23 protein-coding genes are annotated in these 23892 nt (G+C 64.3%); 12 read left to right on the forward strand and 11 right to left on the reverse strand.

The annotated features are described in order from the left end of the window. Nucleotides 1–1240 precede the first annotated feature (1240 nt). Nucleotides 1241–2365: a porin gene (locus tag ACN8ZM_RS30455; RefSeq protein WP_043186104.1), complete on the reverse strand. Its 1125-nt coding sequence runs from the start codon at nt 2363–2365 to the stop codon at nt 1241–1243. Between the two features lie 1177 nt (nt 2366–3542). On the opposite strand from ACN8ZM_RS30455, the gene ACN8ZM_RS30460 reads away from it, so the two are divergent. The 4 genes from ACN8ZM_RS30460 to ACN8ZM_RS30475 all read left to right on the forward strand — a co-directional run bounded on the left by ACN8ZM_RS30460 (nt 3543) and on the right by ACN8ZM_RS30475 (nt 6690). After that, the gene (locus ACN8ZM_RS30460; protein WP_420211644.1) at nt 3543–4571 is read left to right on the forward strand and encodes a type VI immunity family protein; all 1029 of its coding nucleotides are present in this window, start codon (nt 3543–3545) and stop codon (nt 4569–4571) included. Beyond that, on the forward strand, nt 4546–5325 hold the full coding sequence (locus ACN8ZM_RS30465; protein WP_420211645.1) for a hypothetical protein: 780 nt from the start codon (nt 4546–4548) through the stop codon (nt 5323–5325). The genes ACN8ZM_RS30460 and ACN8ZM_RS30465 overlap by 26 nt, the downstream gene beginning before the upstream one ends. A gap of 391 nt (nt 5326–5716) precedes the next feature. Beyond that, the gene (locus ACN8ZM_RS30470) at nt 5717–6331 is read left to right on the forward strand and encodes a LysE family translocator (RefSeq protein WP_043186113.1); all 615 of its coding nucleotides are present in this window, start codon (nt 5717–5719) and stop codon (nt 6329–6331) included. Nucleotides 6332–6441: 110 nt separating this feature from the next. After that, entirely contained in the window at nt 6442–6690 is a 249-nt protein-coding gene (locus tag ACN8ZM_RS30475; RefSeq protein ID WP_043186116.1) for a hypothetical protein, read from the forward strand. 60 nt (nt 6691–6750) lie between these two features. Here ACN8ZM_RS30475 and ACN8ZM_RS30480 read toward each other — a convergent pair whose 3' ends face one another. The 7 genes from ACN8ZM_RS30480 to pobA form a co-directional block, all read right to left on the reverse strand. After that, a complete protein-coding gene (locus ACN8ZM_RS30480; protein WP_420211646.1) occupies nt 6751–8109 on the reverse strand; it encodes an MFS transporter in 1359 nt (452 codons plus the stop codon). Nucleotides 8110–8481: 372 nt separating this feature from the next. Next, nucleotides 8482–8868: a 4-carboxymuconolactone decarboxylase gene (gene pcaC / locus ACN8ZM_RS30485; RefSeq protein WP_034206288.1), complete on the reverse strand. Its 387-nt coding sequence runs from the start codon at nt 8866–8868 to the stop codon at nt 8482–8484. 10 nt (nt 8869–8878) lie between these two features. Then, nucleotides 8879–9664, reverse strand: coding sequence for a 3-oxoadipate enol-lactonase (pcaD, locus tag ACN8ZM_RS30490; protein ID WP_043186128.1), 786 nt, complete (start codon nt 9662–9664; stop codon nt 8879–8881). Continuing rightward, nucleotides 9664–11037 (reverse strand): 3-carboxy-cis,cis-muconate cycloisomerase, encoded by a 1374-nt coding sequence (locus tag ACN8ZM_RS30495; RefSeq protein WP_420211647.1) that lies wholly within the window; start codon nt 11035–11037, stop codon nt 9664–9666. Before ACN8ZM_RS30495 ends, pcaD begins: the two co-directional genes overlap by 1 nt. A gap of 87 nt (nt 11038–11124) precedes the next feature. After that, complete coding sequence (locus ACN8ZM_RS30500) at nt 11125–11781, reverse strand: CoA transferase subunit B (protein ID WP_124456744.1); 657 nt, start codon at nt 11779–11781, stop codon at nt 11125–11127. Nucleotides 11782–11849: 68 nt separating this feature from the next. Continuing rightward, nucleotides 11850–12566, reverse strand: a complete 717-nt coding sequence (locus ACN8ZM_RS30505) for a 3-oxoacid CoA-transferase subunit A (protein ID WP_043186141.1) — start codon at nt 12564–12566, stop codon at nt 11850–11852. 143 nt (nt 12567–12709) lie between these two features. Further along, the gene (gene pobA, locus ACN8ZM_RS30510) at nt 12710–13942 is read right to left on the reverse strand and encodes a 4-hydroxybenzoate 3-monooxygenase (protein WP_420211648.1); all 1233 of its coding nucleotides are present in this window, start codon (nt 13940–13942) and stop codon (nt 12710–12712) included. Between the two features lie 116 nt (nt 13943–14058). On the opposite strand from pobA, the gene ACN8ZM_RS30515 reads away from it, so the two are divergent. From ACN8ZM_RS30515 to ACN8ZM_RS30525, 3 genes are all read left to right on the forward strand, one after another. Further along, nucleotides 14059–14985, forward strand: coding sequence for a LysR family transcriptional regulator (locus tag ACN8ZM_RS30515; protein WP_089454047.1), 927 nt, complete (start codon nt 14059–14061; stop codon nt 14983–14985). 377 nt (nt 14986–15362) lie between these two features. Beyond that, nucleotides 15363–15995, forward strand: coding sequence for a GTP cyclohydrolase I FolE (gene folE / locus ACN8ZM_RS30520; protein ID WP_420211649.1), 633 nt, complete (start codon nt 15363–15365; stop codon nt 15993–15995). After that, on the forward strand, nt 15995–16798 hold the full coding sequence (locus ACN8ZM_RS30525; protein ID WP_043186151.1) for an SDR family oxidoreductase: 804 nt from the start codon (nt 15995–15997) through the stop codon (nt 16796–16798). Before folE ends, ACN8ZM_RS30525 begins: the two co-directional genes overlap by 1 nt. Before the next feature lie 36 nt (nt 16799–16834). Here the strand turns inward: ACN8ZM_RS30525 and epsC are convergent, their stop codons facing one another. Together epsC and ACN8ZM_RS30535 are read right to left on the reverse strand one after the other, a co-directional pair. Then, nucleotides 16835–17755: a serine O-acetyltransferase EpsC gene (gene epsC / locus ACN8ZM_RS30530; RefSeq protein ID WP_043186152.1), complete on the reverse strand. Its 921-nt coding sequence runs from the start codon at nt 17753–17755 to the stop codon at nt 16835–16837. Nucleotides 17756–17892: 137 nt separating this feature from the next. Beyond that, on the reverse strand, nt 17893–18126 hold the full coding sequence (locus ACN8ZM_RS30535) for a hypothetical protein (RefSeq protein WP_043186155.1): 234 nt from the start codon (nt 18124–18126) through the stop codon (nt 17893–17895). Nucleotides 18127–18404: 278 nt separating this feature from the next. On the opposite strand from ACN8ZM_RS30535, the gene ACN8ZM_RS30540 reads away from it, so the two are divergent. The 3 genes from ACN8ZM_RS30540 (at nt 18405) to fnr (ending at nt 20718) form a co-directional block, all read left to right on the forward strand. Then, the gene (locus tag ACN8ZM_RS30540; RefSeq protein ID WP_043186157.1) at nt 18405–18815 is read left to right on the forward strand and encodes a DUF3005 domain-containing protein; all 411 of its coding nucleotides are present in this window, start codon (nt 18405–18407) and stop codon (nt 18813–18815) included. 585 nt (nt 18816–19400) lie between these two features. Then, complete coding sequence (locus tag ACN8ZM_RS30545; protein WP_043186158.1) at nt 19401–19868, forward strand: universal stress protein; 468 nt, start codon at nt 19401–19403, stop codon at nt 19866–19868. A 103-nt stretch (nt 19869–19971) separates the two neighbouring features. Next, nucleotides 19972–20718, forward strand: a complete 747-nt coding sequence (gene fnr / locus ACN8ZM_RS30550; protein ID WP_043186160.1) for a fumarate/nitrate reduction transcriptional regulator Fnr — start codon at nt 19972–19974, stop codon at nt 20716–20718. A gap of 48 nt (nt 20719–20766) precedes the next feature. On the opposite strand, the gene ACN8ZM_RS30555 is transcribed toward fnr, so the two are convergent. Then, complete coding sequence (locus ACN8ZM_RS30555) at nt 20767–21660, reverse strand: LysR family transcriptional regulator ArgP (RefSeq protein WP_043186162.1); 894 nt, start codon at nt 21658–21660, stop codon at nt 20767–20769. Between the two features lie 119 nt (nt 21661–21779). Here ACN8ZM_RS30555 and ACN8ZM_RS30560 point away from each other — a divergent pair, with 119 nt between their 5' ends. Continuing rightward, nucleotides 21780–22400 (forward strand): LysE/ArgO family amino acid transporter, encoded by a 621-nt coding sequence (locus ACN8ZM_RS30560; protein WP_043186165.1) that lies wholly within the window; start codon nt 21780–21782, stop codon nt 22398–22400. A gap of 386 nt (nt 22401–22786) precedes the next feature. Further along, complete coding sequence (locus ACN8ZM_RS30565; protein ID WP_420211650.1) at nt 22787–23734, forward strand: aldo/keto reductase; 948 nt, start codon at nt 22787–22789, stop codon at nt 23732–23734. Nucleotides 23735–23892 lie beyond the last annotated feature (158 nt).

A 23892-nucleotide genomic window follows, 5' to 3' on the forward strand; every position in this document is an offset into this window, starting at 1 on the left:
CCAGTGCCCGAGCCAAATCTGACTAGCTATTGCCACCCATTCGTGGCCCATCGCACAACGAAAAGGGTATTTCGCGGCTGAACCCACATACGCATCCGTCAAACAAACTCCTCCCTTTTCTCGGGCGGCCGCCTGCAGACGTGCCAATCCATTGGGATCCACCTGCCCGGAGGTGGTTAATTTTGCGCAACGACCACACCAAGTTCCCCGGAGGATATCGTTTGCCCTGGCCTCCCAACGATGCCCCTTCGCACATTCGAATCTATATAGACGACTTTCGATCGTATAGTTGGATGAAAGACATTTTCCGTCTCTCTCTTGTGCTTTAGCGTGAAGCCGGGCCAAACCATCCGAACAACAGCTTCGTCGCGTCGCGTCACTATGCGCGCAGATCGGACACCAACGCCCCTCACTGATCTTCCTTCCCTCCACGCTCCACTCGTGCCCCGCTGCGCAACGAATTTGGTAACGCGCAAATAATCCAACGAATGGACCACTCAGAAGCGTCCCCCCTCGCTCTGCCAATTTACCCAACCATCTATCACGAATATCTTCCTGCTGACAGAATATGCATACCGGTGCACCGCTATTTCGATAGAGCAAGGTCAATGCCACACGCTCAAAAACGTGCCCACGAGCGCAAGCGAACTGATGACGTGAATTGACACCCATCCAGTCACTCGTCAAACATTGCCAACCATATTTAGCAACGCACTGTCGCAATCTCTCAAGCATGCTCCCTCACTTCGCCGTCACAATCCCGCCGCATTGGCGCCTGAATTTTCAGGAAACCATCTAAAATTTCTGAGCGCCCACAACCCTGCGCTTTATTAGAAATCATCTGATCCTAAGAATTTATGTCGCAGCACCTTTCTGATAGCCCCAACACCACGCACAAAAATTCATCCACACTTGCACATCAGCGGCACCAACAAGTCATTGGGAATTCACACATGACCACAAATGAATAAAGCACACCATGCCGCCAAAACGCAGTGACGCAAATCGCTCAAAGCAATGCGATAAATTCAGGCCACGTCATTTTTTTACATGAGACACTGCGATCAGCAGAGTTCGCATCTACACGGGCACACTACCAACAGCTCATACGACAGGCAGTTATCAAAATCTGCAATTTGCCAGCGTTTCGCGATATTTATAATTCTCTAGCCTTGAATTCAGGCGTCAAAAAAAGCGCCCGAGGGCGCTTTTTTCGGAACTGACTAGCCCGCCGTCACGCTTAGAAGCGGTGACGCAGGCCAACCGTTGCTGCGGTTTGGCTGACCTTCGAGCTCGGGAACGCGTTGATATCGCCGTTGTAGATCGACGAACCCAAGCCGGCGCCCTTCGTACCACGCTGGTACACCGCCTGAGCGTAGACGTCCGTGCGCTTCGACAGGTAGTAGTCGGCTTGCACGCCGAACTGATTCCAGTGCGTGCTGTTGTTGTTCAGTTTCGCATTCGTGTACGTATAGGCAGCGCCCAAGCCGAGAGCCGGCGTCAGGTTGTACTTCGCGTTGATTTCGTAGTTGTCAGCGCGCAGCGTACCCAGGCCGTTCGTCTGGTTGTCGAGGCGCGATTGCGTCCATGCCGCGCCGACTTGTGCCGGGCCGAATGCATATGCTGCTGCAACACCATACGTACGCGTGCGGCCCTGAATGCCGAAGGCGTTGCCGCTCGTATCGACGGACGGGTTCACCGCGCCCGACGTGGACAGGCCAGCGTTGTTCGCTTGCGAGTACGCCGCACCCACCTTCAGGCCTTGGTACTGGTACGACACGCCGGCGCTGTATGCACGGTTGTTGGCAAAGTTCGTGCTGTTCGAGAACGAGTACGTGCCGCCGAATTGCAGACCCGCGTAGTTCACGCTCGTGTACTTGATCGTATTGTTCAGCGCGACGTCGCCGTTCGTGCTCAGACGGTCATTGTTCAGCGGGTGCGCGAAGTACGTGCCGCCCCACGAACCCGTTGCCGTCAGCGGCGCCAGGTAGTCTTGCGTCGCGTCGTACTGCTTACCCAGCGTGACCGTGCCGTACTGGCTCGACAGGCCGACGAAAGCCTGGCGGTTGAACATGCCGCCGTTGCCGTTCGCAAACTTGCCGTTACCGATGTTGAAGCCACTTTCCAACGTGAAGATTGCCTTCAGGCCGCCACCGAGATCTTCCGAGCCGCGCAGGCCGAAACGGCTCTGGTCAATGCCCGAACCCATCGAAAAGCGCGACTTGCCTTGGCCGGATGCGGTCTGGACGTTGCTTTGGTAGGTGATGCCTGCGTCCAGCACGCCGTACAGCGTGACGCTGCTTTGCGCGTGAGCGACGGTAGCGAACGATGCGGCAACTGCTGCAACGATCAGAGTCTTGTTCATTCGTGGAGCTCCCTTCTAAAAAGAGGCAGGTCTCGCGACCTTGTTCATAAACGGTCTGCAACCGCCCGGAGGACCTTGTTCTGTTGGTCATGCCCGGACAGATGCCCGTTTGGGAATCGCGAGTGTAAGAGCGGAGAAAGCAACGACCCTCGCCACAAAAAAGAAATTGTGTATTTCTATTCTCACAACAGCAAACTAACGGAAATACATAAGTCACTGTTATTAAATGATTTATTTGCGCACCCCCGTGAACATTCACAAGGTATCTTTGCCGCAATTTTCTTACGCACAGGCCTTGACAGTAGCCAAAAAACTACGCCACACAATCTCAACATTTCCCGAGCCAACCAGATCGCTTGTTCGTGCCCAGATTGATCGGCTTCATCCCGACGTACTCCCTGGGCAACGGTCGATCCATCGTCTCGATAGTCCTGACCTCCTCAGCGGGACTAGGAACGCGAGGTAGTTCCGAAAAAACTCGAACCCACAACGACAGCGGCGCACCGCCGGGTAAATCGCGGTGATATAACGGGGACACGATGGACATCGATCCACCAAGTTCACGCGATGGACTGGACGAGTCTGCGTTTATGTAAACCTGGAACTGCGGCCACATCCATTTTTGTGCGACGGCGTGCGATACAATCCGATAAGGATTCCTAAAATGAATCGTGCTTCGCGACCACAAATACCGGGTAAGCGCCTTGGGTGGTGCCAAAATCTGGAGGCCTGAGCCGAGTTGAACGGTCGATACCTGGCGTACGAACCCCGGCGCGGGCAATGGCAAATTGCAGCGTCAAGACTACAACACGATCAACGAGCAGCAGAACGGCGGGCGTAATCCGTACTCCAATGAGGACTCGAGCCTGGGCCCGGAGAAATGCGGGTGTGGGAAGGGTACGAAGGTCCAACAAGAAGAGGTCGTGAAAGAGGTTCCGGCGATGGGGATGTATGGCATGCCTCTTTTGGAATCTCCCAATGGGTTGCCATCTTTTGGCTTGGGCGGAGCTGGGGCTGGGGCTGGGGCTGGAGCTGGGGCTGGGGCTGGGGCTGGGGCTGGGGCTGGAGCTGGGGCTGGGGCTGGGGCTGGGGCTGGGGCTGGGGCTGGGGCTGGGGCTGGGGCTGGGGCTGGGGCTGGGGGTATGGTTCCCGAATTCGTCATTCCGTGAGGAGCGTGATGCAAGACGCAATGAATCTTGGTTTCGAAAGGGCCGATGTCGCTTTGATCAGTCCGTGCCTGTCGTTCGAGTGGGCGATGGAGTTCGACGAAGGTCCTGAAATCTTCGACTTCTACAGGCGCGCGCGGGAAGCATTGGGCGATTACCTGACGCACTACAACACCGGTGATGGACGCTGGAAACCCATCAACAAGCGGGCGGAAAGTCTCGTCAAGACCTGGTGCGAAAAACCCGTCCCTTTTCCGAAGAAATTCTATTGCTTGATGGAAAATGGCGCCGATGCGGGGGCGACGGCCGGCAGCCTGCGAATCGACTTCGCCCATCGTCCGTATGTCGAACCGACGCCTGACGAACTCAAGCAATGGCGTGCGACCGAGCAGCGGTCGCTCCCGATGCACACGATCCTCAATCTGACGTTGCCGCTCGACCATCCGCTGGTGACCGGCAATCGTGTCGCAGACTGGCTGTGCGAATTCGATATCGTGGCGAACCGACGCTTTATTTCGGGATCCTGTGGATTCGGGCTCAACTTTCCCATCAATTTTCCATCCCCCGATCTAGATACGGAAACCCGCAATCGGGTAGCCGCGTTGATGCAGCGATATCCTGGGTTCGATGTCGCGAGCGTCATGGTCGGCGTTGGCAACAAGTTGCGGCAGCGCGACCCCGAGTTCACGGAGCGGCATCAGGCAGCCATTGCGCGTCCCTATCTGAAACGGGCGAACTGGTTGACCTTCCTGAGCGAGAATCAGGTCGACTGGATCGGTGGCATTTCCGGGATCGAGCAACACATTGCCGGAACAGCGGTGCGTATGCGCCGGCTCAAACATGGTGTGTGCCTGCAGGCCACGCCGGAGCCGCAACTCGGAGACGCCTCTCGCGACGATTACGTTGCTGCATACAGTCCTGTGGCAAAACTGGTGCGGCCGGTCAGGCTCGATTCGGTGGATGGCGGCCTGCTGCCGTGGGAGTTTCGACAGCACGGGGTGCAGGATTGGCTCGATGTCTTCGATCGATCGAATCATTGACGAGGTATGCGTGATGCGAGTCGATATCACGGGACGCGGCATGGGCGTCGCTTATCTCGAAGAAAATGCAGAAGGGACCTCGCTTGAGGCTTCCGATCTGGTCATGTCTGATCCGTTGCCGTTATTTACCGGGTACATCGATCTTGGCTTTTATGTGAGCGACGCTCGCGAGAATCGCCGGGCATCGGCGATGGTCATGTCGTCGACATGGGATCCAGCGAGCGAAACGCAACGTTGGCGCATTGCCACGGATCATCTGCCGGCATGGCAGTGGCGGGTCGCGACCAATCTACTGGCGGCGATGGGCATTCGCTCCAGCATCGTGCACATTGAAGAACCTGACGCGAATGCGGTCGAGCGGGAGCTTGTCGTGGATCAAGGGGAATGGCCTCGCCCCCCGGTTGATGCGCCATTTGCGTTCGTGCAGAAGCTCGACGGGCGTGATTCGATTCGCGAGTGTGAAGTACAAGTCGAGTTCGATCAGCCCCTCGCCAAAGACGTCGCAACCCCGATATGTGCCGCGATCGAGACATGGGCGAACGTTGTCGCCCGGAGCGGCTTCGCTCCGCCGGGCGTCGATCCCGCGAACGTGGGAACGTTCGCGAGCGGCACCTATCAGTATGATTCGCATACGATTGCTTCGAGTTTCGACTACGTATTCAGAGTCGATCCGGCGTGTTTCGACGCACTCGTCGGCTATTTGTCGAGAATTCATCGTGACGGCCGAAAAATCCGTCGACTGACGGTGACCTGATGCCATGTCGGATAGCCGTTCACGCTCCCCCGCTCCTGCCTCTGCCGATGAGCGTTCGAAGTGAAGTGGCGGTTGGGTACCCTCAGTGCGGCAACAACACGATGATGTAGATTTAATATTGCGTAAAAATCAAACACTGCAAAATATCGACAACAATATTCTCTCATAGCGAGTTATATTTCATCAAAAGCGCGTGTAACGCAGTTTTTTATTCAACGACAACACATTGAGACCTCGGGGTATCTTCTCTGAGAAACAACAACGCCCCACAGCAACCATCCCACCCTTTCCCCCGTACCGGCAATCGTCAAACAAACTGTACCGGTACTGTACAGAAAACCGTCGCTAAACTGACCTCCATCCCAGTCCAGCATCGAATGGAGAATCCGCGATGGAATTCCTCACCCTGAGCGCGCTGCCAGCCGGCATGCTGTTCGCGCTCGTCACGACGATCACGCCCGGCCCGAACAACACGATGCTGCTCGCGTCCGGCGTCAATTTCGGTTTCCGCCGCACCATGCCGCACTTGTGCGGCATCAGCATCGGCGTCGCGATCCTGATGCTCTGCGTCGGCTTCGGGCTCGGCGAGGTATTCAAGCGCGTCCCGCTGCTCTACACGATCCTCGAAGCCGCGAGCGTCGCGTACCTGCTGTACCTCGCGTGGCGCATCGGCACATCGGGCGAAGTGAAGGCGCACGGCGGCAAGCCGCGGCCGATGACGTTCATCGAAGCCGCCGCGTTCCAGTGGATCAATCCGAAGGCATGGATGATGGTGCTGACCGCCGCAACGACGATCCGCCTGTCCGCCGACTACGGGATGAACGCCGCGTGGATGGCCGTCGTGTTCATCCTGATCGGCTTCCCGTGCATCAGCCTGTGGGCTGCGTTCGGCCTCGGCCTGCGCCGGTTCCTGTCGAACCGCCGCGCGTTGCGCATCTTCAACATGACGATGGCCGCGCTGCTCGTCCTGTCGTTGTATCCGCTTGTCGCGCATCTGCTGGCGTAGTGAGCGCTCACCGCGCGCCCGTTGAGATTCGTCCGATGCAGGCGTACCCTTTTGGTACGGGCGCGCGCAACCGTTTCGCCGGTTGCGCCGCTGCTGCCGGGAGAGTGCTGATGAAGCCATTGCTGAGGGCGGGCGAACACATCGAGGGGATGCACTGGATCGCCGAATATCACCCGCTCACGCACGAGATTCGCGTGCTGCGCGAAGACATCGAAATCGGCACCTACGGCGCGCCGCCGACGATGTTCGGCGAAGAGGAAGAGATGGGCGCCGCGAACCTTGCCGATCATCGCAGCCGGGAGGCCGCGCTGCGCGCGTATCTGCGCAACTTCGTGAAGAAACACGACGCGGAAGAATAGCCGGCGGCCCGACGGCCGCCGTATCGGCGGGCCGGCGCATCGCACCGGCCCGCGCTGCGCTCAATGCCCGAGCGATTCGATCTTGCCTGCCGGCTGCGTCACGCCATGCGGCCGCGCCATCTGCTTGATCAGCAGCGCGACACACGCGAGCAAACCCGCGACGGCGATCGTCGCGAACACGCCTGCGAACGAGAAGTGCCGGCGCGTCAGTTCGGCGACGAGGAACGATCCCGCAATCCCGCCGAAGCGGCCGACGCCAAGCATCCACGCAACACCCGTGCCACGCCCTTCGGTCGGATAGAACGCGGCGGCAAGCGCCGGCATCGACGATTGCGCGGTGTTCATCAGCACGCCGGCCACGAACACGACCAGCACGAGCAGCCCGACGTTACCGGCCGCCTGCCCGATCGCATAGACGCTCACCGCGGTCAGCGCGTAGCACACGGCAATCACGCGGTTCGCGTTGAAGCGGTCCATCAGCACGCCGCACAGCACTGCGCCCACGCCGCCCAGCGGGAACAGCGCGGAAATCAGCGTCGCGCTCTTCGGCGTCAGGCCGGCATCCTTCAGCAGGATCGGCATCCAGTTGATCGACGCGTAGAAGATCACGAGCCCCATGAAGTACGCGAGCCACAGCATCACCGAGCCGACGAGGTACGAGCGCGACAGCACTACGCCGAGGCCCTTGCTGCCCGTCTGCGGTGCGGCTTCGGTCATCGCGAACGAGCCGGCGTTCAGTGCATCGCGCGAGATGCGCGCGAGCGTCGCGCGGATCTTGTCGACGGCGTGGCCGTTGGCGACCATGAAGCGCACCGATTCCGGCATCTTGAGCAACAGCAGCACGCTGAGCAGCAGCGGCGTCACGCCGCCGAGGATCAGCACGCTGCGCCAGCCGAAATGCGGAATCATCCACGCGGCCAGGAAGCCGCCGAACGCGGCACCGAGCGGGAAACCGCAGAACATCAGGTTGATCACGGTTGCGCGGCGCTTGTCCGGGCAGAACTCGCCCATCATCGTGACCGCGTTCGGCATCGCCGCGCCCAGCCCGACGCCGGTGATGAAGCGCAGGATCGTCAGGTGCCCGATCGTGGTCGAGAAGGCGGACATCAGGCATGCGACGCCGAACAGGAATACCGAGCAAAGCAGCAGCGAGCGGCGCCCGAGCTTGTCGGACAGCGGGCCCGACACGAGCGCGCCACACGCGAGGCCGAACAGCGCGGCGCTCAGCACCGGTGCGAGATCCGGTTTGGTGAGGTTCCATTCGCCGAGCAGCGACGGCGCGATGAAGCCGATCGCGGCCGTATCGAAGCCGTCGAGCAGCACGATGACGAAACACATGAGGAATACGAGCCATTGAAAACCGCCGAACGGCTGCTCGTTGATGAAGGTCTGGACATCGACCACGGGTGTGCGATTCATCGCTAGTCTCCTGTGTCGATCCAAGTTAGCGCTTTAGCGCTTACTTGGATCCCATGCTATGCGGTCGATCCAGGTTCGCGCTTTAGCGCTTACCTGGATCCCATGCTACGCGGTCGATCCGGGTTGGCGCCTTAGCGCTTACCTGGATCCCATGCTTCGCGGTCGATCCAGGTTGACGCCTTAGCGCCTACCCTGGTCGCATGCATAGCTAATTGTTTATAAGCGACGCGACCTCGGAACCGCGTCTTGCCTTTGTTCGCGCACCGGTCATCCGGTACGCCGCGCGCCGATGCTCTGCCGGCGCGTTCATTCATCGCAGAGGCCCGCCAACCATCAGCGGGCCTCGACTCAACATCGAACTACGTCCGGCACTTAACCGGCCGCATCCTGCTCCTTGAAGATCTTGTCCGCGAGATGAAATGCGGAATTCGCGGCCGGCACGCCGCAATAGATCGCGGTCTGCAGCAGCACTTCCTTGATCTCGTCGCGCGTCACGCCGTTGTTGCGCGCGGCGCGCAGGTGCAGCGCCAGTTCCTCGCCACGGTTCAGCGCCACCATCATCGCGATGGTCAGCAGGCTGCGCGTATGGCGCGGCAGGCCGTCGCGCGTCCAGATCTCGCCCCATGCATAGCGCGTGATCAGGTTCTGGAACTCGTCGGTCACCTCGGTGCGGTTCTCGAGCGAACGGTCGACGTGCGCGTCGCCGAGCACTGCGCGACGCACCTTCATCCCTGCTTCGTAACGTTCCTGGTCATCCATCGCCGGTGCCTCACGCGGTCAGGAAATCGAGCAGCGCGCGGTTGAAGCCGTCGGTGCACTCGATGTTCGAAATATGTGCGGCGTCGAATTCGACGTGCTGCGCACCCGGAATCGCGGCAGCCAGTGCGCGGCCCTGGTCGGGCGGCGTCGACATGTCCTTCGCGCCGGTCACCACGAGCACCGGCAGCGCGATGCCTTTCACCTCTTCGCGCAGGTCGGCCGCATTCAGCGCGTCGCAGTTCGCCGCATAGCCGTCCTTGTCGGTATGCACGAAGGTGTCGCGGATCGCATCGAACAGGCGCGGCTCACGCTCGACGAACGCGTCGGTGAACCAGCGCGGCAGCACGGCATCGGCGAGCGCGGCCATCCCTTCGGCACGCGCCTTCTGCGCACGCGGCGCCCACACTTCCGGCGAGCCGATCTTCGCGGCGGTGTTCGACAACACCGCGCGAACGATGCGCGACGGGAAGCGTGCGGCGAGGGCAGCGCCCGTCAGCCCGCCCATCGAGATCCCGCAGAAATGCGCGCGCTCAATGCCGACGTGGTCGAGCAGGCCGATCACGTCGCCGGCGAGCTGCTCGACGGTGTACGAACCGGCCGGCGCGTCGGAATGGCCGTGGCCGCGCGTGTCGTAGCGCAGGATGTTGAAGTGCTGCGTGAGCGGACGGATCTGCGGTGCCCACATCTGCAGGTCGGCGCCGAGCGAGTTCGAGAAGACGAGCCACGGCGCGTCGTCGCGCGCGGCACGGTCGATCCGGTAATGCAGTTTCACGCCGTTGACAGTGGCGAAAGGCATCAATGTTCTCCTGGTGATTGCGCGCCCGCGTGCAGCGCGAGCACGGCGTCGACGTAGGCCTGCGCCTCGCCGACGTAATGAGCGGGATCGAGCAGCCGCGCGAGCGCGTCGCGCGACAGGTGCGCCGACACGGTCGCATCGGCGGCGAGCACGTCGAACAGCGTCGCGCCCGTGCGCACGGCTTCCTTCGACGCCTGTTCGACGACGTGGTGCGCATCGAGCCGGCCGATCTTGTCGCCGAGCGCGAGCATCACCGCTTCGCCGAGAATCAGCCCGCGCGTCAGGCCGAGGTTCGCGGCCAGGCGTTCGGTGTTCACGTCGAGGCCCGCGACGATCTGCGCGATCTGCGCAAGCGCGCCGCCGGTCAGGCGCGCGAGATCGGGCAACGCGTCCCATTCGGCCTGCCAGCCGCCGAGCGCGCGTTCATGTTCCTGGACCATGCCCGCGAACACCGTCGCGACGAGGTTCGGCGCGCGCACGGCAGCCGTCAGCACGGCTGCGCAACCGACCGGGTTGCGCTTGTGCGGCATCGTCGACGAGCCGCCCTTGCCGGCGGCAGCCGGCTCGCCAAGTTCGCCGACTTCCGTCTGCATCTGCAGCGACACGTCGCGCGCGATCTTGCCGAGCGTACCCGTCAGCATCCCGAAGCAGGACGCGGCTTCCGCGATGCGGTCGCGCTGCGTGTGCCACGGCACGGCCGGGGCCGCGAGCTTCAGGTCCGCCGCCAACGCGGCCGTGACGCCGGCCGCCTGCTCGCGCAGGCTCGCGAGCGTGCCGGCCGCGCCGCCGAACTGCAGCACGAGCGCACGCTCGCGCAATTCGGCGAAGCGTGCGCGATGGCGCAGCAGCGCATCGAGCCATTGTGCGAATTTCAGGCCGAGCGTGATCGGCAGCGCCTGTTGCAGCCACGTGCGGCCGATCATCGGTGTCGCGCGATGCGTGCGCGCAAGCGCCGCGAGCGACGCGCATGCTTCGTCGAGCATCGGCTCCAGCGCGTCGAGCGTGTCGCGCAGCTGCAGCACGGTGGCGGTATCGATGATGTCCTGGCTCGTCGCGCCCCAGTGCACGAACTTCGCGGCCTCGGGATCGTCGGCCTTCACCTGCGCGGTGAGCTGCTTGACGAGTGGAATCGCGAGATTGCCGCCGAGCGCCGCGCCGTGCGCGAGTGCGTCGGCGTCGAGCCGGCTGGCATCGCACGCGCGTTCGATCGGCGCGACCGCGGCGGCGGGAATCACCTGCTGCGCGGCAAGCGCTCGCGCGAGTGCGGCCTCGACGTCGAGCATCCGCTGGATCGTCGCGCGGGGCGACCAGATCCGGTTGAGCGGCTCGGTGCCGCAGATGAGGGAGGTCAGGCGGGCGCTGTCTTCGAGCATGGCATCAGATTGGGGAAACGGCGTGCGCCTATTGTCCACCCAAGCGTGCCGGCCTGCGCGCGAGACACGCGCCGGCACGCCGGTGGTTCAGGCAGCGGCCTTTTGCGTCGCGTCGATCAGCGGCACGCCGGTCAGCTTCTGCAGTTCGTCGAACGACAGGTCGGTGAAGATCTCGCTCACCGCGAGGCCGTCGGCCGTCACGTCGAGCACCGCGAGATCCGTATAGATACGGCTCACGCACTGCACGCCGGTAACCGGATACGAGCACTGCGCGACGATCTTGCTCTCGCCCTGCTTCGTCAGGTGCTCCATCATCACGAACACCTGCTTCGCGCCGATCGCGAGATCCATCGCGCCGCCGACCGCCGGAATCGCATCGGGCGCGCCCGTATGCCAGTTCGCGAGGTCGCCGGTCGCGGACACCTGGAACGCGCCGAGCACGCAGTAGTCGAGATGGCCACCACGCATCATCGCGAACGAATCCGAGTGATGGAAATACGCGCCGCCGGTGAGCAGCGTCACATGTTGCTTGCCGGCGTTGATCAGTTCGTCGTCTTCCTCGCCGGGCGCGGGCGCGGGGCCCATGCCGAGCAGCCCGTTCTCGCTGTGCAGGAAGATTTCCTTGCTCGGGTCGAGGTGGTTCGCCACCAGCGTCGGCACGCCGATGCCGAGGTTCACATACGCGCCTTCGGGGATGTCCTGGGCGACACGCTTGGCCATTTCATCGCGGGTCAGTCGTTTCATTTGAATGCTCCTGTCGACCGGAGTTGGCGCTTCAGCGCTTACTCCGGTCCCATACAAAGTTCGGGCGCTCAGGCGGCTTGGGACGTGGCGTGTTCGGCGGCCAGCTCGGCCGCATGCGCGGCCTGCGGCACCTCGACGATGCGCTGGACGAAAATGCCCGGCGTCACGATGTGTTCCGGGTTCAGCGCGCCGAGCGGCACGACTTCCGACACCTGCACGATCGCGACCTTCGCGGCGCTCGCCATGATCGGCCCGAAGTTGCGCGCGGTCTTGCGATACACGAGATTGCCCCAGCGATCGCCCTTGTACGCCTTCACGAGCGCGAAATCGGCATGGATCGGCGTCTCGAACACATACGGCTTGCCGTCGATCACGCGCGTTTCCTTGCCTTCCGCGAGCTTGGTGCCGTAGCCGGTCGGCGTGAAGAAGCCGCCGATGCCGGCGCCCGCCGCGCGGATACGCTCCGCGAGGTTGCCCTGCGGCACGAGCTCCAGCTCGATTTCGCCGGCACGGTACAGCCCGTCGAACACCTGCGAGTCGCTCTGGCGCGGGAACGAGCAGATGATCTTGCGCACCTGCTTCGCCTTGAGCAGCGCCGCGAGGCCCGTCTCGCCGTTGCCCGCGTTGTTGTTGACGATCGTCAGGTCGCGCGCGCCCTGTTCGATCAGCGCGTCGATCAGCTCGGACGGCATGCCAGCCGTGCCGAAGCCGCCGATCATGATTGTCGCGCCGTCGTGGATGTCGGCTACCGCCGACTGAAGCGATTCGAAAATCTTGTTGACCATGTCTCTTCCTGATACGAACCCGCGGCTCGATGCGCGGCCTGTCGAGGGGACACGCGCGTGCCGCGTGCCGCGCCGGGGCCGATCTCGATCCCGGTATTTGTTCGCTATTCGAACCTAGATTCGATTAGCGAACGATGGGCCGATCATAGAGTCGCGCACAGCGCGTTGTCAAGGCGGGTTCCCTCGGGGGCCGTCGCATCGTCGAACGGCAGCCCGACGTAGTTTTCGGCGAGCGCCTGCGCGGCAGCCCGCGAGCGCGTCACATATTTCAGCTCGGCAAACTTCAGGCGATTGACGAACGGCGAGTCCTCCGGCGACGAGTGCAGCATGTTCGTCATGAAGTACGAGAAGTGCTCGGCGCGCCACACGCGCTCGAGGCAAGTCGCCGAATACGTGTCGAGCAGCGTCGCGTCGCCGTTGCGGTAGCGCGCGCCGAGCGCGCGGGACAGCGCGCGGACGTCGGCCACCGCGAGGTTCATCCCCTTCGCGCCGGTCGGCGGCACGATGTGCGCGGCGTCACCGGCGAGGAACAGGCGACCGTGCTGCATCGTCTCGGATACGAAGCTGCGCATCGGCGTCACGCTTTTCTGCGTGATCCGGCCCTCGGTCGGCGTCCAGCCCGTGTCGTTCGAGAAGCGCGTGTGCAATTCGTCCCAGATCCGCGTGTCGGACCATTCGGTGAGGTCTTCGTCGGGCTTGCACTGCAGGTACAGGCGCGTGACCGTCGGCGAGCGCATCGAGAACAGCGCGAAACCGTTGTCGTGATGCGCGTAGACGAGCTCGTCGAGCGACGGCGCCGCGTCGGCGAGGATGCCGAGCCACGCGAACGGATAGACGCGCTCGAACGTGTTCAGCCGCTCGGCCGGAATCGTCTGGCGCGCGATGCCGTGGAAGCCGTCGCAGCCGGCGATGTAGTCGCAGTCGATGCGGTCTTCGCGGCCGTCGGCATGCTTGCACGTGACGAACGGGTGCTCGCCTTCGACGTCGTGCAACGCGACGTCGCTCACTTCGAAGTGCATCGCGTGGCCATGCTCGACGCCGGCCGCGATCAGGTCGCGCACGACTTCATGCTGGCTGTAGACGGTGATCGCGCGCCCGCCGGTGAGCGCGGACAGGTCGATGCGATGGCGCTGGCCCGAGAACAGCAGCTCGATGCCGTGATGTTCGAGCCCTTCTCGACGCATCCGGTCGCCGAGGCCGGCTTCGTTCAGCGTGTCGACCGTGCCCTGCTCCAGCACGCCGGCACGGATGCGGTTCTCGCAGTATTCGCGCGAACGCGCTTCGACGAGGATGGAATCGACGCCTTGCAGGCGCAGCAGATGGGACAGCAGAAGGCCGGACGGACCGGCGCCGATGATCGCGACTTGGGTGCGCATTGTTCGTCTCCTGAACATTAATTCGAATCGTGGAACACATTTGAGCGCTTTCCCGACTATGCGGCAACGCGATTCAGGAGATATGTTGTATACGTTTTGACGATACTGGCTTGGCGATGGATACGCTCGATCTGAACCTCATTCCCTACCTCGTCGCGCTCGACGACACGCGCAACGTGAGCCGCGCGGGCGACCTGCTCGGCGTCAGCCAGCCGCGCGTGAGCACGGCGCTCGGCCGCCTGCGCGAGTATTTCGGCGATCCGCTGTTCGTGCGGACGTCGCGCGGGATGGAGCCGACGCCGCGTGCGCTCGCGCTGCTGCCGGCCGCCCGCGACGCGCTCGCGCAGATCGAGCGCGGCCTCGTCGCGCCGCACGACTTCGACCCGACCGTGAGCACGCATACGTTCTCGATCGCGCTGTCGGACGTCGGCGAGATCGTGTTCCTGCCGAAGCTGCTGCAGGCGTTCGCGACGCGCGCGCCGCATGCGAACCTGCGCTCGGTCTCGCTCGCGCACGACGAGGTCGGTCGCGGCCTCGAAGCCGGGACGCTCGATCTCGCGGTCGGCTACTTTCCCGATCTCGACGGCAACAACTTCTTTCAGCAGCGGCTGTTCACGCACCGGTTCGTGTGCCTGATGCGGCGCGGCCATCCGTTCGAGCAGGCGCCGCCGTTCACGGTCGAGCAGTTCCTCACGTGCGGGCACGCGGTGGTGCGCGCCGAAGGCCGCAGCCAGGAAGTGCTCGAGAAGTACCTCGCGAAGCAGCGCATGCAGCGCCGCGCGGTGCTCGAGACGCCGCACTTCATGAGCCTGCCGTTCATCCTGAGCCGCACCGACCTGATCGCGACGGTGCCGCACGCGATCGGCTATGCGTATGCGGCGGAACACGCGTTCATCGTGCCGGTCGAACCGCCGCTCGCGTTGCCGCGCTTCGACCTGAAGCAGCACTGGCATCGCAAGTACCACAACGATCCGCGCACCGCGTGGCTGCGCGGCGTGGTCGCGTCGCTGTTCAACGACGAGCAGGACGAATGGCCGAAGTGAGTCTAGGGCCTGTTCCCGCTCATAACGGGCTTGCGCTGGCCGCCAGAAGGGCCGAGCGCAAGGAATGCGACGAAGTGAATACTCGACGTATTCGCGAGGAGCATGACGCGGCGATCGGCCCTTCTGGCGGCCAGCCCCACGAATGAATTTTTCCAAACAGGGGAACGCGCGTTGCCGGCCGTATTGCGGCGTCGATCGTCGCTTGTTTGGCTCGGCCAAACGGCGCGCCTCACTCCTTGCACTACGACCGGCAACGCACGTTCGCAAGCCCGTTATGAGCGGGAACAGGCCCTAGGCCTCATACGCGACCCGCAAAAGCATGAAACAATGCCCGGATTCCGCGCCGCCCCGGCGGCGGCATTCGATGGAGCAGATAGATGGCTAAAAAGAAGTCCGCGCGGCCCGAGCCGGCCGCATCCCGGCCGAGCCGTGATGAAGCAGAAGACGCGGTTCGCGTACTGTTGCGCTGGGCCGGCGACGACCCCGCGCGCGAAGGCCTGATCGACACGCCCGCACGCGTCGTGCGCGCGTACGAGCAGTTCTTCGCCGGCTATGCGCTGGAGCCGCGCGACATCCTCGCGCGCACGTTCAGCGAAGTCGACGGCTACGATGAAATGATCGTGCTGAAGGACATCCGCTTCGAGAGCTACTGCGAGCACCACATGGTGCCGATCATCGGCCGCGCGCACGTCGCGTATCTGCCGAATCATCGCGTGGTCGGCATCTCGAAGCTTGCGCGCCTCGTCGACGCGTTCGCGAAGCGCCTGCAGATCCAGGAAAAGATGACCGTGCAGATCGCCGACACGCTGTTCGACGTGCTGCAGCCGAAGGGCGTTGGCGTGATCCTCGAAGCCGCGCACCAGTGCATCTCGACGCGCGGCGTGCACAAGCCGGGCGTCGAGATGGTCACGTCGCGCATGCTCGGCACGTTCCGCACCGATCCGTCGACGCGGCGCGAATTCCTGTCGATCGTCGCGAATCCTTCTTCAGTGAACCTGACGAATACGTAATGGAGCAGACGAAGCAAGCGGCGCACGCGCCCGTCGTGCTCGTGACCGGCGCCGCGCGCCGGGCCGGGCGTGCGTTCGCCGAGTATTTCGCCGCGCACGGCTATCGCACCGCGGTGCACTATGACCGTTCGGCCGATGCCGCGCAGGCGGCGGCCCGCGCGATTGCCGAACGCGGGCACGATTCGGTTGCGTTGCAGGCCGATCTGTCAGATGCCGCGCAGATCACCGCGCTGATCGACCAGGTGTATGCGCGCTTCGGGCGCCTCGACGTGCTCGTCAACAATGCGTCGGTATTCTGGCAGGACCATTTCCCGAGCTTCGACCTCGCGGCATTCGACCAGGCGTGGGCCGTCAACTGCCGCGCGCCGATCCTGCTCACGCGCGCGTTCTACGAACGGGCCCGCGCAGCCGGCACGCAAGGTGTCGTCGTGAATGTAGTCGACCAGAAGATCAAGGAAAACTTTCACCGCGACCATTTCAGCTATACGGTCGCGAAAGCCGCGCTCGGCAACCTCACGCAGATGCTCGCGCTGTCGTCCGCGCCGGTGCTGCGTGTGAACGCGGTATTCCCCGGGCTGATGCTGCCGAGCGACGACCAGACGCAGGCCGACTTCGAACACGCGAGCCGCGCATCGACGCCGCTCGCGCGCATCGCAGGCCCCGACGACGTCGCGAGCGCGATCCTGATGCTGACGGGCAACGCGTACAACGGCGTGGATTTCGTCGTCGATGCAGGGCAGAACCTGATCCGCGTCGACCAGGACGTGCTGTACAAGCACCGCGCGCCCGACGGCAAGCACTGACCGCACGCGCGCGGCGGCCGGCGGCCGCGCGCCGCGTTACGGTTTCTCGGCGCTCCCGCCTTCCCGCACCTTGCCTTGCGCGACGCTCGTGCCGGCCGGCACGCTGTGCGTGAGCCACACGTTGCCGCCGATCACCGAGCCGCGCCCGATCGTCACGCGGCCGAGAATCGTCGCGCCCGCATAGATCACCACGTCGTCCTCGACGATCGGGTGCCGAGCATTGCCCTTGACCAGCGCGCCTTCGCCATCGGCCGGGAAGCTCTTCGCGCCGAGCGTGACGGCCTGATACACGCGCACGCGCTCGCCGATGATCGCGGTCTCGCCGATCACGACGCCCGTGCCGTGGTCGATGAAGAAGCTCGGGCCGATCTGCGCGCCCGGGTGGATGTCGATGCCGGTCGCCGAGTGGGCGATTTCATTGATGAACCGCGCAAGCAGCGGCACCCCAAGCTGGTGCAGCGCGTGCGCGAGCCGGTGGTGCATCATCGCCAGCACGCCGGGGTAGCACAGCAGGATCTCAGTGATGTGCTGCGCGGCCGGATCGCCCGCATACGCGGCCTGGATATCGCTGACGAGCAGCGCGCGGACCGCCGGCAACTGCCGGCCGAATTCGCGCGCGATTTCGAACGCGCGTTCGTCGAGCTCGGCGAACGGTGTATCGACATGCTCGGGCAGGAACGGCAGCGCGCGGCGGATCTGTTCGGACAAAATGCGCAGCGTGCTTTCGAGCGTGTGGCCGACGTAGAAGTCGACGCTTTCGTCGGTCAGATCCGGTGCGCCGTAGTGCGTCGGAAACATCGACGCGCGCAGGCCGGTCACAATCTTGCAGATCGCGTCGCGCGACGGCAGTTCGCGGATGCCGCGCGGATGGCGCGTGCGATGGAGTTCCTCGCGCGACTCGCGCAAGCCGGCAACGATTTCTTCAAGGCCCCACTGACGGGCGGGTGATGTCGACATATGCCAATGCAGGCAGCCGCGCTCGGTCGCACGGCCGCTAATAAAGTGACGGGTTCCGCAAGATTACCGCGTTTTTTGTCCCGCAGCGGCACGCCGGGGATCGGCCGGACGGCCGATGGCGCCGAATCGCGGCGGCGTCAGATCGTGATGCTGCTCGCGTCGATCCACCGCACGGCCCAGTCGCGCGCGTGCGCGATCGCGGCGCCTTCGTCGTGAAACTGGAGCTCGATCGGAAAAAACCGGTTCGCAACGAGCTCCCCGTCGCTCGATCGGGAGATCACGACGTAGGGTTTGAACGAACCGTCACTGGCGCGCGCGGGCGCGCAGTTCAACAGATAACCGCGGTGCGTGAAGGCAGTAGTCGCTTGCATGAATCCGCCACCTCTAGTCCCTTGCTTTGTTGTTCACTACCCGTCTTAAAGGGTGCTGCGGCCCCCCGGCGCGGGCAGAGGCGGCGCGACCGAATCCCCTGTCGCCGCTTCGCAGGAAAAGAATCATACTCTGTAGAAAACGGGTGTTCTAGCTGAAATAAATCATGACAAATCAGTGCGCGTCGCGCGACCGCGGCGATCGCCCGCGCGCCTTTTCCCGTCACGCCCGGAACGGGATTTGCTTCGATCCGGCACGCTTCGCCGCGAGGAGAGCCGCGATGGAAACATCCGGTCAAATCGATCGTTCGCGCCCGCGCAGCATCGAGCTCGACAACGACGACACGCACGACAGTACGGTCGACACCGACGGCAAGAACCGCGAGGCGGCGCGCCTCGCCGGCGGCGGGCCGATCTCGCCCGACGAGATCACGCGCAGCAACGCGTCGCTCGTCAATGCGATGCCGGAAGCCGGCGACGGCTTCGCCGGTTTCGACAGCCGCCCCGGCGGCAATCATCCGGCGTTCGCGCTGCGGGCGGGCTACATGGTGGTCGAGAAAGGCTTCGACGCGCCGCAGCCCATGAGCGATGCGCTGTTCGGCCCCGTCCACCGGATGTACGGCAGCGCGTACTGGCCCGGCCACCAGCGGCGGCCGGAGCGCGTATTCGAGCTGACGTCCGTACCGGGGTAGCGGGCGCGGCGTTTGAATCGATCGTTCGTTTGCGAACCGGCATCGGCCGACGGCCGATGGCCGGGGATCGGCGCGCGCCACTGTGCGCCGACCGCGCACGGGTAACCGCGCGCTGCAACAGCGGACGATTCCGCGCAGCGGCACCGGCGATTTCATGCATGCCGTGAATCGTACCAACGCACATGCGTTGATCGAGGTCATGTCGAAACGGCACGGTTGCGATTGAATGGCGATGGCGGCGATGCGTCCGCGTGACTGTCGCGCCGTGTCGATGCGACCGGCGTGCGCGGCGATGCGGGTGCACGTGCCGCACGTAACACCGATGCTTGCGCACGCCATCCGGTCGACGCTGCGGACGGCGGCGGCGACCACGCTGCACGACACGCGTCACACGGCGCGCGGCGCAGCATGCGCCACGTGCATGGCCGTGCGCCGCAGAAACGGCAGCGGCACCGCCACGCGGCACGGCCGGCACCTCACTGCAAAGTCCCGGTCATTGGTTTACTCTGCCTCGCAGCAGTGTGCATTGCCCCGCCCGATCGGCCATCCGGCCGACTTCGTTTCAACCCGCCACTCGGAGACACTATGTACAAGCGTATTCTGGTTGCCGTCGACGGCAGCGACACGTCCCGCCATGCGTTCGATGCCGCGCTGGCGCTCGCGAAATCGCACGGCGCCGAGCTGCAACCGTTCTACGTGGTCGAGAACGCCGCGATCTACTACAACGTGCCCGGCTACGATCCGTCCGTGCTGCGCGATCAGCTCGTCGCGCAAGGCAACGCACTCGCGAAGGACTTCACGACGCTGATGCAGGCAGCGGGCGTGAAAGGCGAGACGAAGCTGAGCGAAGCGACGTCGCTCAACGACGTATCGTCGCTGATCCTCGACGGCGCGAAAGCGTTCGATGCCGATCTCATCGTGCTCGGCACGCACGGCCGCCGCGGGTTCCGCCGCCTCGTGCTCGGCAGCATCGCCGAGCAATGCGTACGCCACGCCACGCTGCCCGTGCTGCTGATTCCGGCGGCCGCCAACGTCGACGAACCGGCTGCATGAACGGCGTTCGGCATGCGCGGCCGGTCGCGACGTTTTGTCACCCGACAGCCGCAAGTTGCGGTGGGACAATGATTCCGTCGATTCAACGCCGGAGTAAACGATCATGCTGACGCCCGTCGCTACACGTCCCGCCGCCACGCCTCATGCCGGCAGTTGGGCTCCTCGCCAGGCTGCGCACTGCTCGACGTGCGCCATGCGGCATCTGTGCATGCCGCAGGGCCTGGCGCCCGAAGCGCTCAGTCGCCTCGAGTCGGTCATCTGCGCGGCGCGCCCCGTCAAGCGCGGCGAAGCGCTGTTCCGCGAAGGCGACGCATTCGACAACCTATACGCGGTGCGTTCGGGTTCGCTGAAAACCGTCGCGACGCGCCACGACGGCCGCGAGCAGGTCACCGGCCTGCATCTCGCCGGCGAAGCGCTCGGCCTCGACGGCATCTGCGACGACACGCATCCGCGCACCGCGGTCGCGCTGGAAGACAGTTCCGTCTGCGTGATCCCGTACAGCGCGCTCAAGACGCTGTGCTCGGAAGCCGGTTCGATGCAGCTGCGCATGCACAAGCTGATGAGCGAACAGATCGTGCGCGAAACGTCGCAAACGATGCTGCTCGGTTCGCTCAATGCCGAAGAACGCGTCGCCGCGTTCCTGCTCGACGTATCGTCGCGCTACCTGAAGCGCGGTTACTCGCCGTCGGAGTTCAACCTGCGGATGACGCGCGAAGACATCGGCAGCTACCTCGGCATGACGCTCGAAACGGTCAGCCGCACGCTGTCGAAATTCCAGAAGCGCGGCCTGATCGAAATGCAGGGCCGCCACGTCCAGATCGTCGATTTCGACGGCCTGCAGCACCTCTGATGCCACACGGCGCGCCCCTCGCGCGCGCCACCCGCCTCGCCTCACCGATCAGTCGAGAAACAGCGCGGCGCGCGCCTTCAGCGCCGCGCTGAAATCGTCGAGCCAGCCGATCGACAGGCGCCAGCTCTGCCAGTACAGCTCGATGTCGACGGTTCGCCCGCGCGACATGTCGACCAGTTCGCCCGCCGCCAGCTGGCGGTCGACCATCCGGTCCGGACACATTCCCCATCCCAATCCCGTTTCGCACGCACGCAGGTAGCCCGCGACGTGCGGTATCCAGTGCTGCGGCGGATCGAGATCCGCGCGCGTCACGCGCCGGATGAAACGCGCCTGCAGCCCGTCCTTCGGATTGAACATCACGCACGGCGCGCGGCGCAGCGCATCGCGCGTGATGCCCGCGCCGAAGTAGCGCTCGTAAAACGCCGGCGAGCACACCGCGCGATAGCGGATGCGCCCGAGCCGCTCCGACCGGCACCCCTGGATCGGCTCGGCCTGCGCGGTCACGGCGCCCTGCACGCTGCCGTCGCGAATGCGCGACGCCGTGTAATCCTGGTCGTCGATCACGAGGTCGAGCAACGTCTCGCGCTCCGTGCAGAACGGCCCGACCGCGTCGATGAACCACGTCGCGACGCTGTCGTCGTTGACGGCCACACGCAACGTCGGCCACGCGCTCGCGATCTGACCCGGCAGCGCCGGCATCCGGCCCCCCAGCTCGGCCTCGAGCAGTTGCACGCGCTCGGTATGCCGGCACAGCAGCGCCCCTGACGTCGTCGCGACGCACGGCTGCCCGCGCTTGACGAGCACGCTGCCGACCCGTTCCTCCAGCAGCTTCACGCGCTGCGACACCGCCGACGCCGTGACATTCAGCTCCTTGGCTGCCCGCTCGAACGAGCCGTGCCGGATCACGGCCGCGAGGGCATCGAGCAACGCGTAGTCGAGCATTAGATTTCCTTAATCTGCATTAGGTGAATTAGCTTCTCTTATTTTCATGCTGACCGCAGACTAGCGCTACCCGATTCATCCGTCCACTGCTTCTACTGCTTCTACGGCTGTCACTCTCCATGAACTGGCTCGCTTTTTCCCACGGCGCCGCACTCTGCGGATCGCTCATCGTCACCATCGGCGCGCAGAACGCCTTCGTGCTGCGGCAGGGCATCATGCGCTCGCATATCGGCAAGATCGTGCTGCTGTGCGCACTGTCCGACATGATCCTGATCGGCGCGGGCGTCGGCGGCGCATCGGTGCTCGTCGAACGCTATCCGACCTTCGTCCACGTCGTGCTGTACGTCGGCCTCGCGTATCTCGCATGGTTCGGCATCAACGCGCTGCGCCGCGCGTTCAAGCCGGGTCACGAAACGCTCGACGTGCGCGGCGACGCGGTCGCGCCGCCGCCGCAAAGCGGCCTGGCGATCGTGCTGATGACCCTCGCGTTCACGTGGCTCAACCCGCACGTGTATCTCGATACGTTCCTGCTGATCGGCACGGCCGGCGCACGCGAGCCGGAAGGCACGCGGCTCTCGTTCGCGATCGGTGCGATGTCGGTCAGCGTCGTGTGGTTCCTCGGGCTCGGCTACGGTGCGCGACTGCTGGCACCGTGGTTCCGCAAGGCTGTCGCGTGGCGCGTGCTGGACGGCGCGATCGGCAGCATGGTGCTGTTTCTCGCGGCCGTACAGTTGCGCTGACCGGTTCACCGTCGCACGGGCGGCCGTTCGCCGCCCGTCGTCCCGCCCGCTCCGGCACCACGCCGGAGCATCTCCCCTCCCGCCCTTCCACCCGCTCCCGCCCACATGCGGTTCCGCGCTCAGGCGCGCCAGCCGCGACAAAAATCGGTTCCCGATCGAACGCAGCCACACGAAGCGCTCACGCAACGGACAGGTCGTCCGTCAACTGCGTCAAACCGTCCGTCATCGCGACGGCGCGCCGCCTGCACGAATCGGAGCGATCGGCGAGAATGTCCGGCGTCCCGCGACAACGGCGTGACCGCACCACGTACCCCGTCGTCTCGCCGTGATCGTCTCGGCCCATCCCGCAGTTCCATTCCGTCACCCCGCAGATATCGGAGCAGAACATGGCACTACGCACCCTCGGCACGTCGAACATCCAGGTTTCGCCGCTCGCGTTCGGCGGCAACGTCTTCGGCTGGACCGTCGACGAGAACACGTCGTTTGCGCTGCTCGACGCGCTCGCCGACACCGGCATCAACTTCATCGACACGGCCGACGTCTATTCGGCCTGGGCCCCCGGCAACAGCGGCGGCGAATCGGAAACGATCATCGGCAAGTGGCTCAAGCGCTCCGGCAAGCGCGAACAGGTCGTGATCTCGACCAAGGTGGGCCTGCTGGCCGCGCGCGCGGGGCTGACCCGCGACAACATCCTGAAAGCCGCCGACGATTCGCTGCGCCGCCTGCAGACCGACTACATCGACCTGTATTTCTCGCACAGCGATCTCGCCGATACGGCCCCGCTCGAGGAAACGCTCGGCGCCTATCAAACGCTGATCGACGCGGGCAAGGTGCGGATCATCGGCGCATCGAACTACAGCGGCGCACGGCTGCGCGAAGCCGCCGACATCAGCAAGCGCGACGGCCTGCCCGCGTATCAGGTCATCCAGCCGGAGTACAACCTGCTCGACCGCGCCGACTACGAACGCGATCTCGAACCGGTCGTGCGCGACCTGAAGCTCGGTGTCGTCAACTACTACGCGCTCGCGAGCGGCTTCCTGTCGGGCAAGTACCGCAGTGAGGCCGACCTGAAGAAGAGCGTGCGCGGCGATCGCGTCGCCGGGTACCTCAATGAACGCGGGCTGCGCATCCTCGCGGCGCTCGATGCGGTGGCCGAGAAGCACGGAACGCAGCCGGCCGCGATTGCGCTCGCGTGGCAGATCGCGCGGCCGACGATCACCGCGCCGATCGCGAGCGCGACGTCGCTGGCGCAGCTGGAATCGCTCGGCGAAGCGATTCGCGTTCAGCTCGATCAGGACGACGTTCGCCGGATCGACGAGGCGAGCGCGGGCTGAAGTCGGTGGCGGGCCGGTCGATCGGATCGCGCCGTCTGTGCGGTTCCACGACCGGCCGGTGTCATGTGCGCTCCCGTGTCGCCGCACTCGCGGGGGCGGGTAATTCGTGAGTGGCGGATGGATACAATGGCGTGCGCCCCGGGGGCCAGCGGCGCGGC

Origin of the sequence: Burkholderia aenigmatica (genome assembly GCF_048627025.1) — a bacterium.
GTDB lineage: Bacteria > Pseudomonadota > Gammaproteobacteria > Burkholderiales > Burkholderiaceae > Burkholderia > Burkholderia aenigmatica.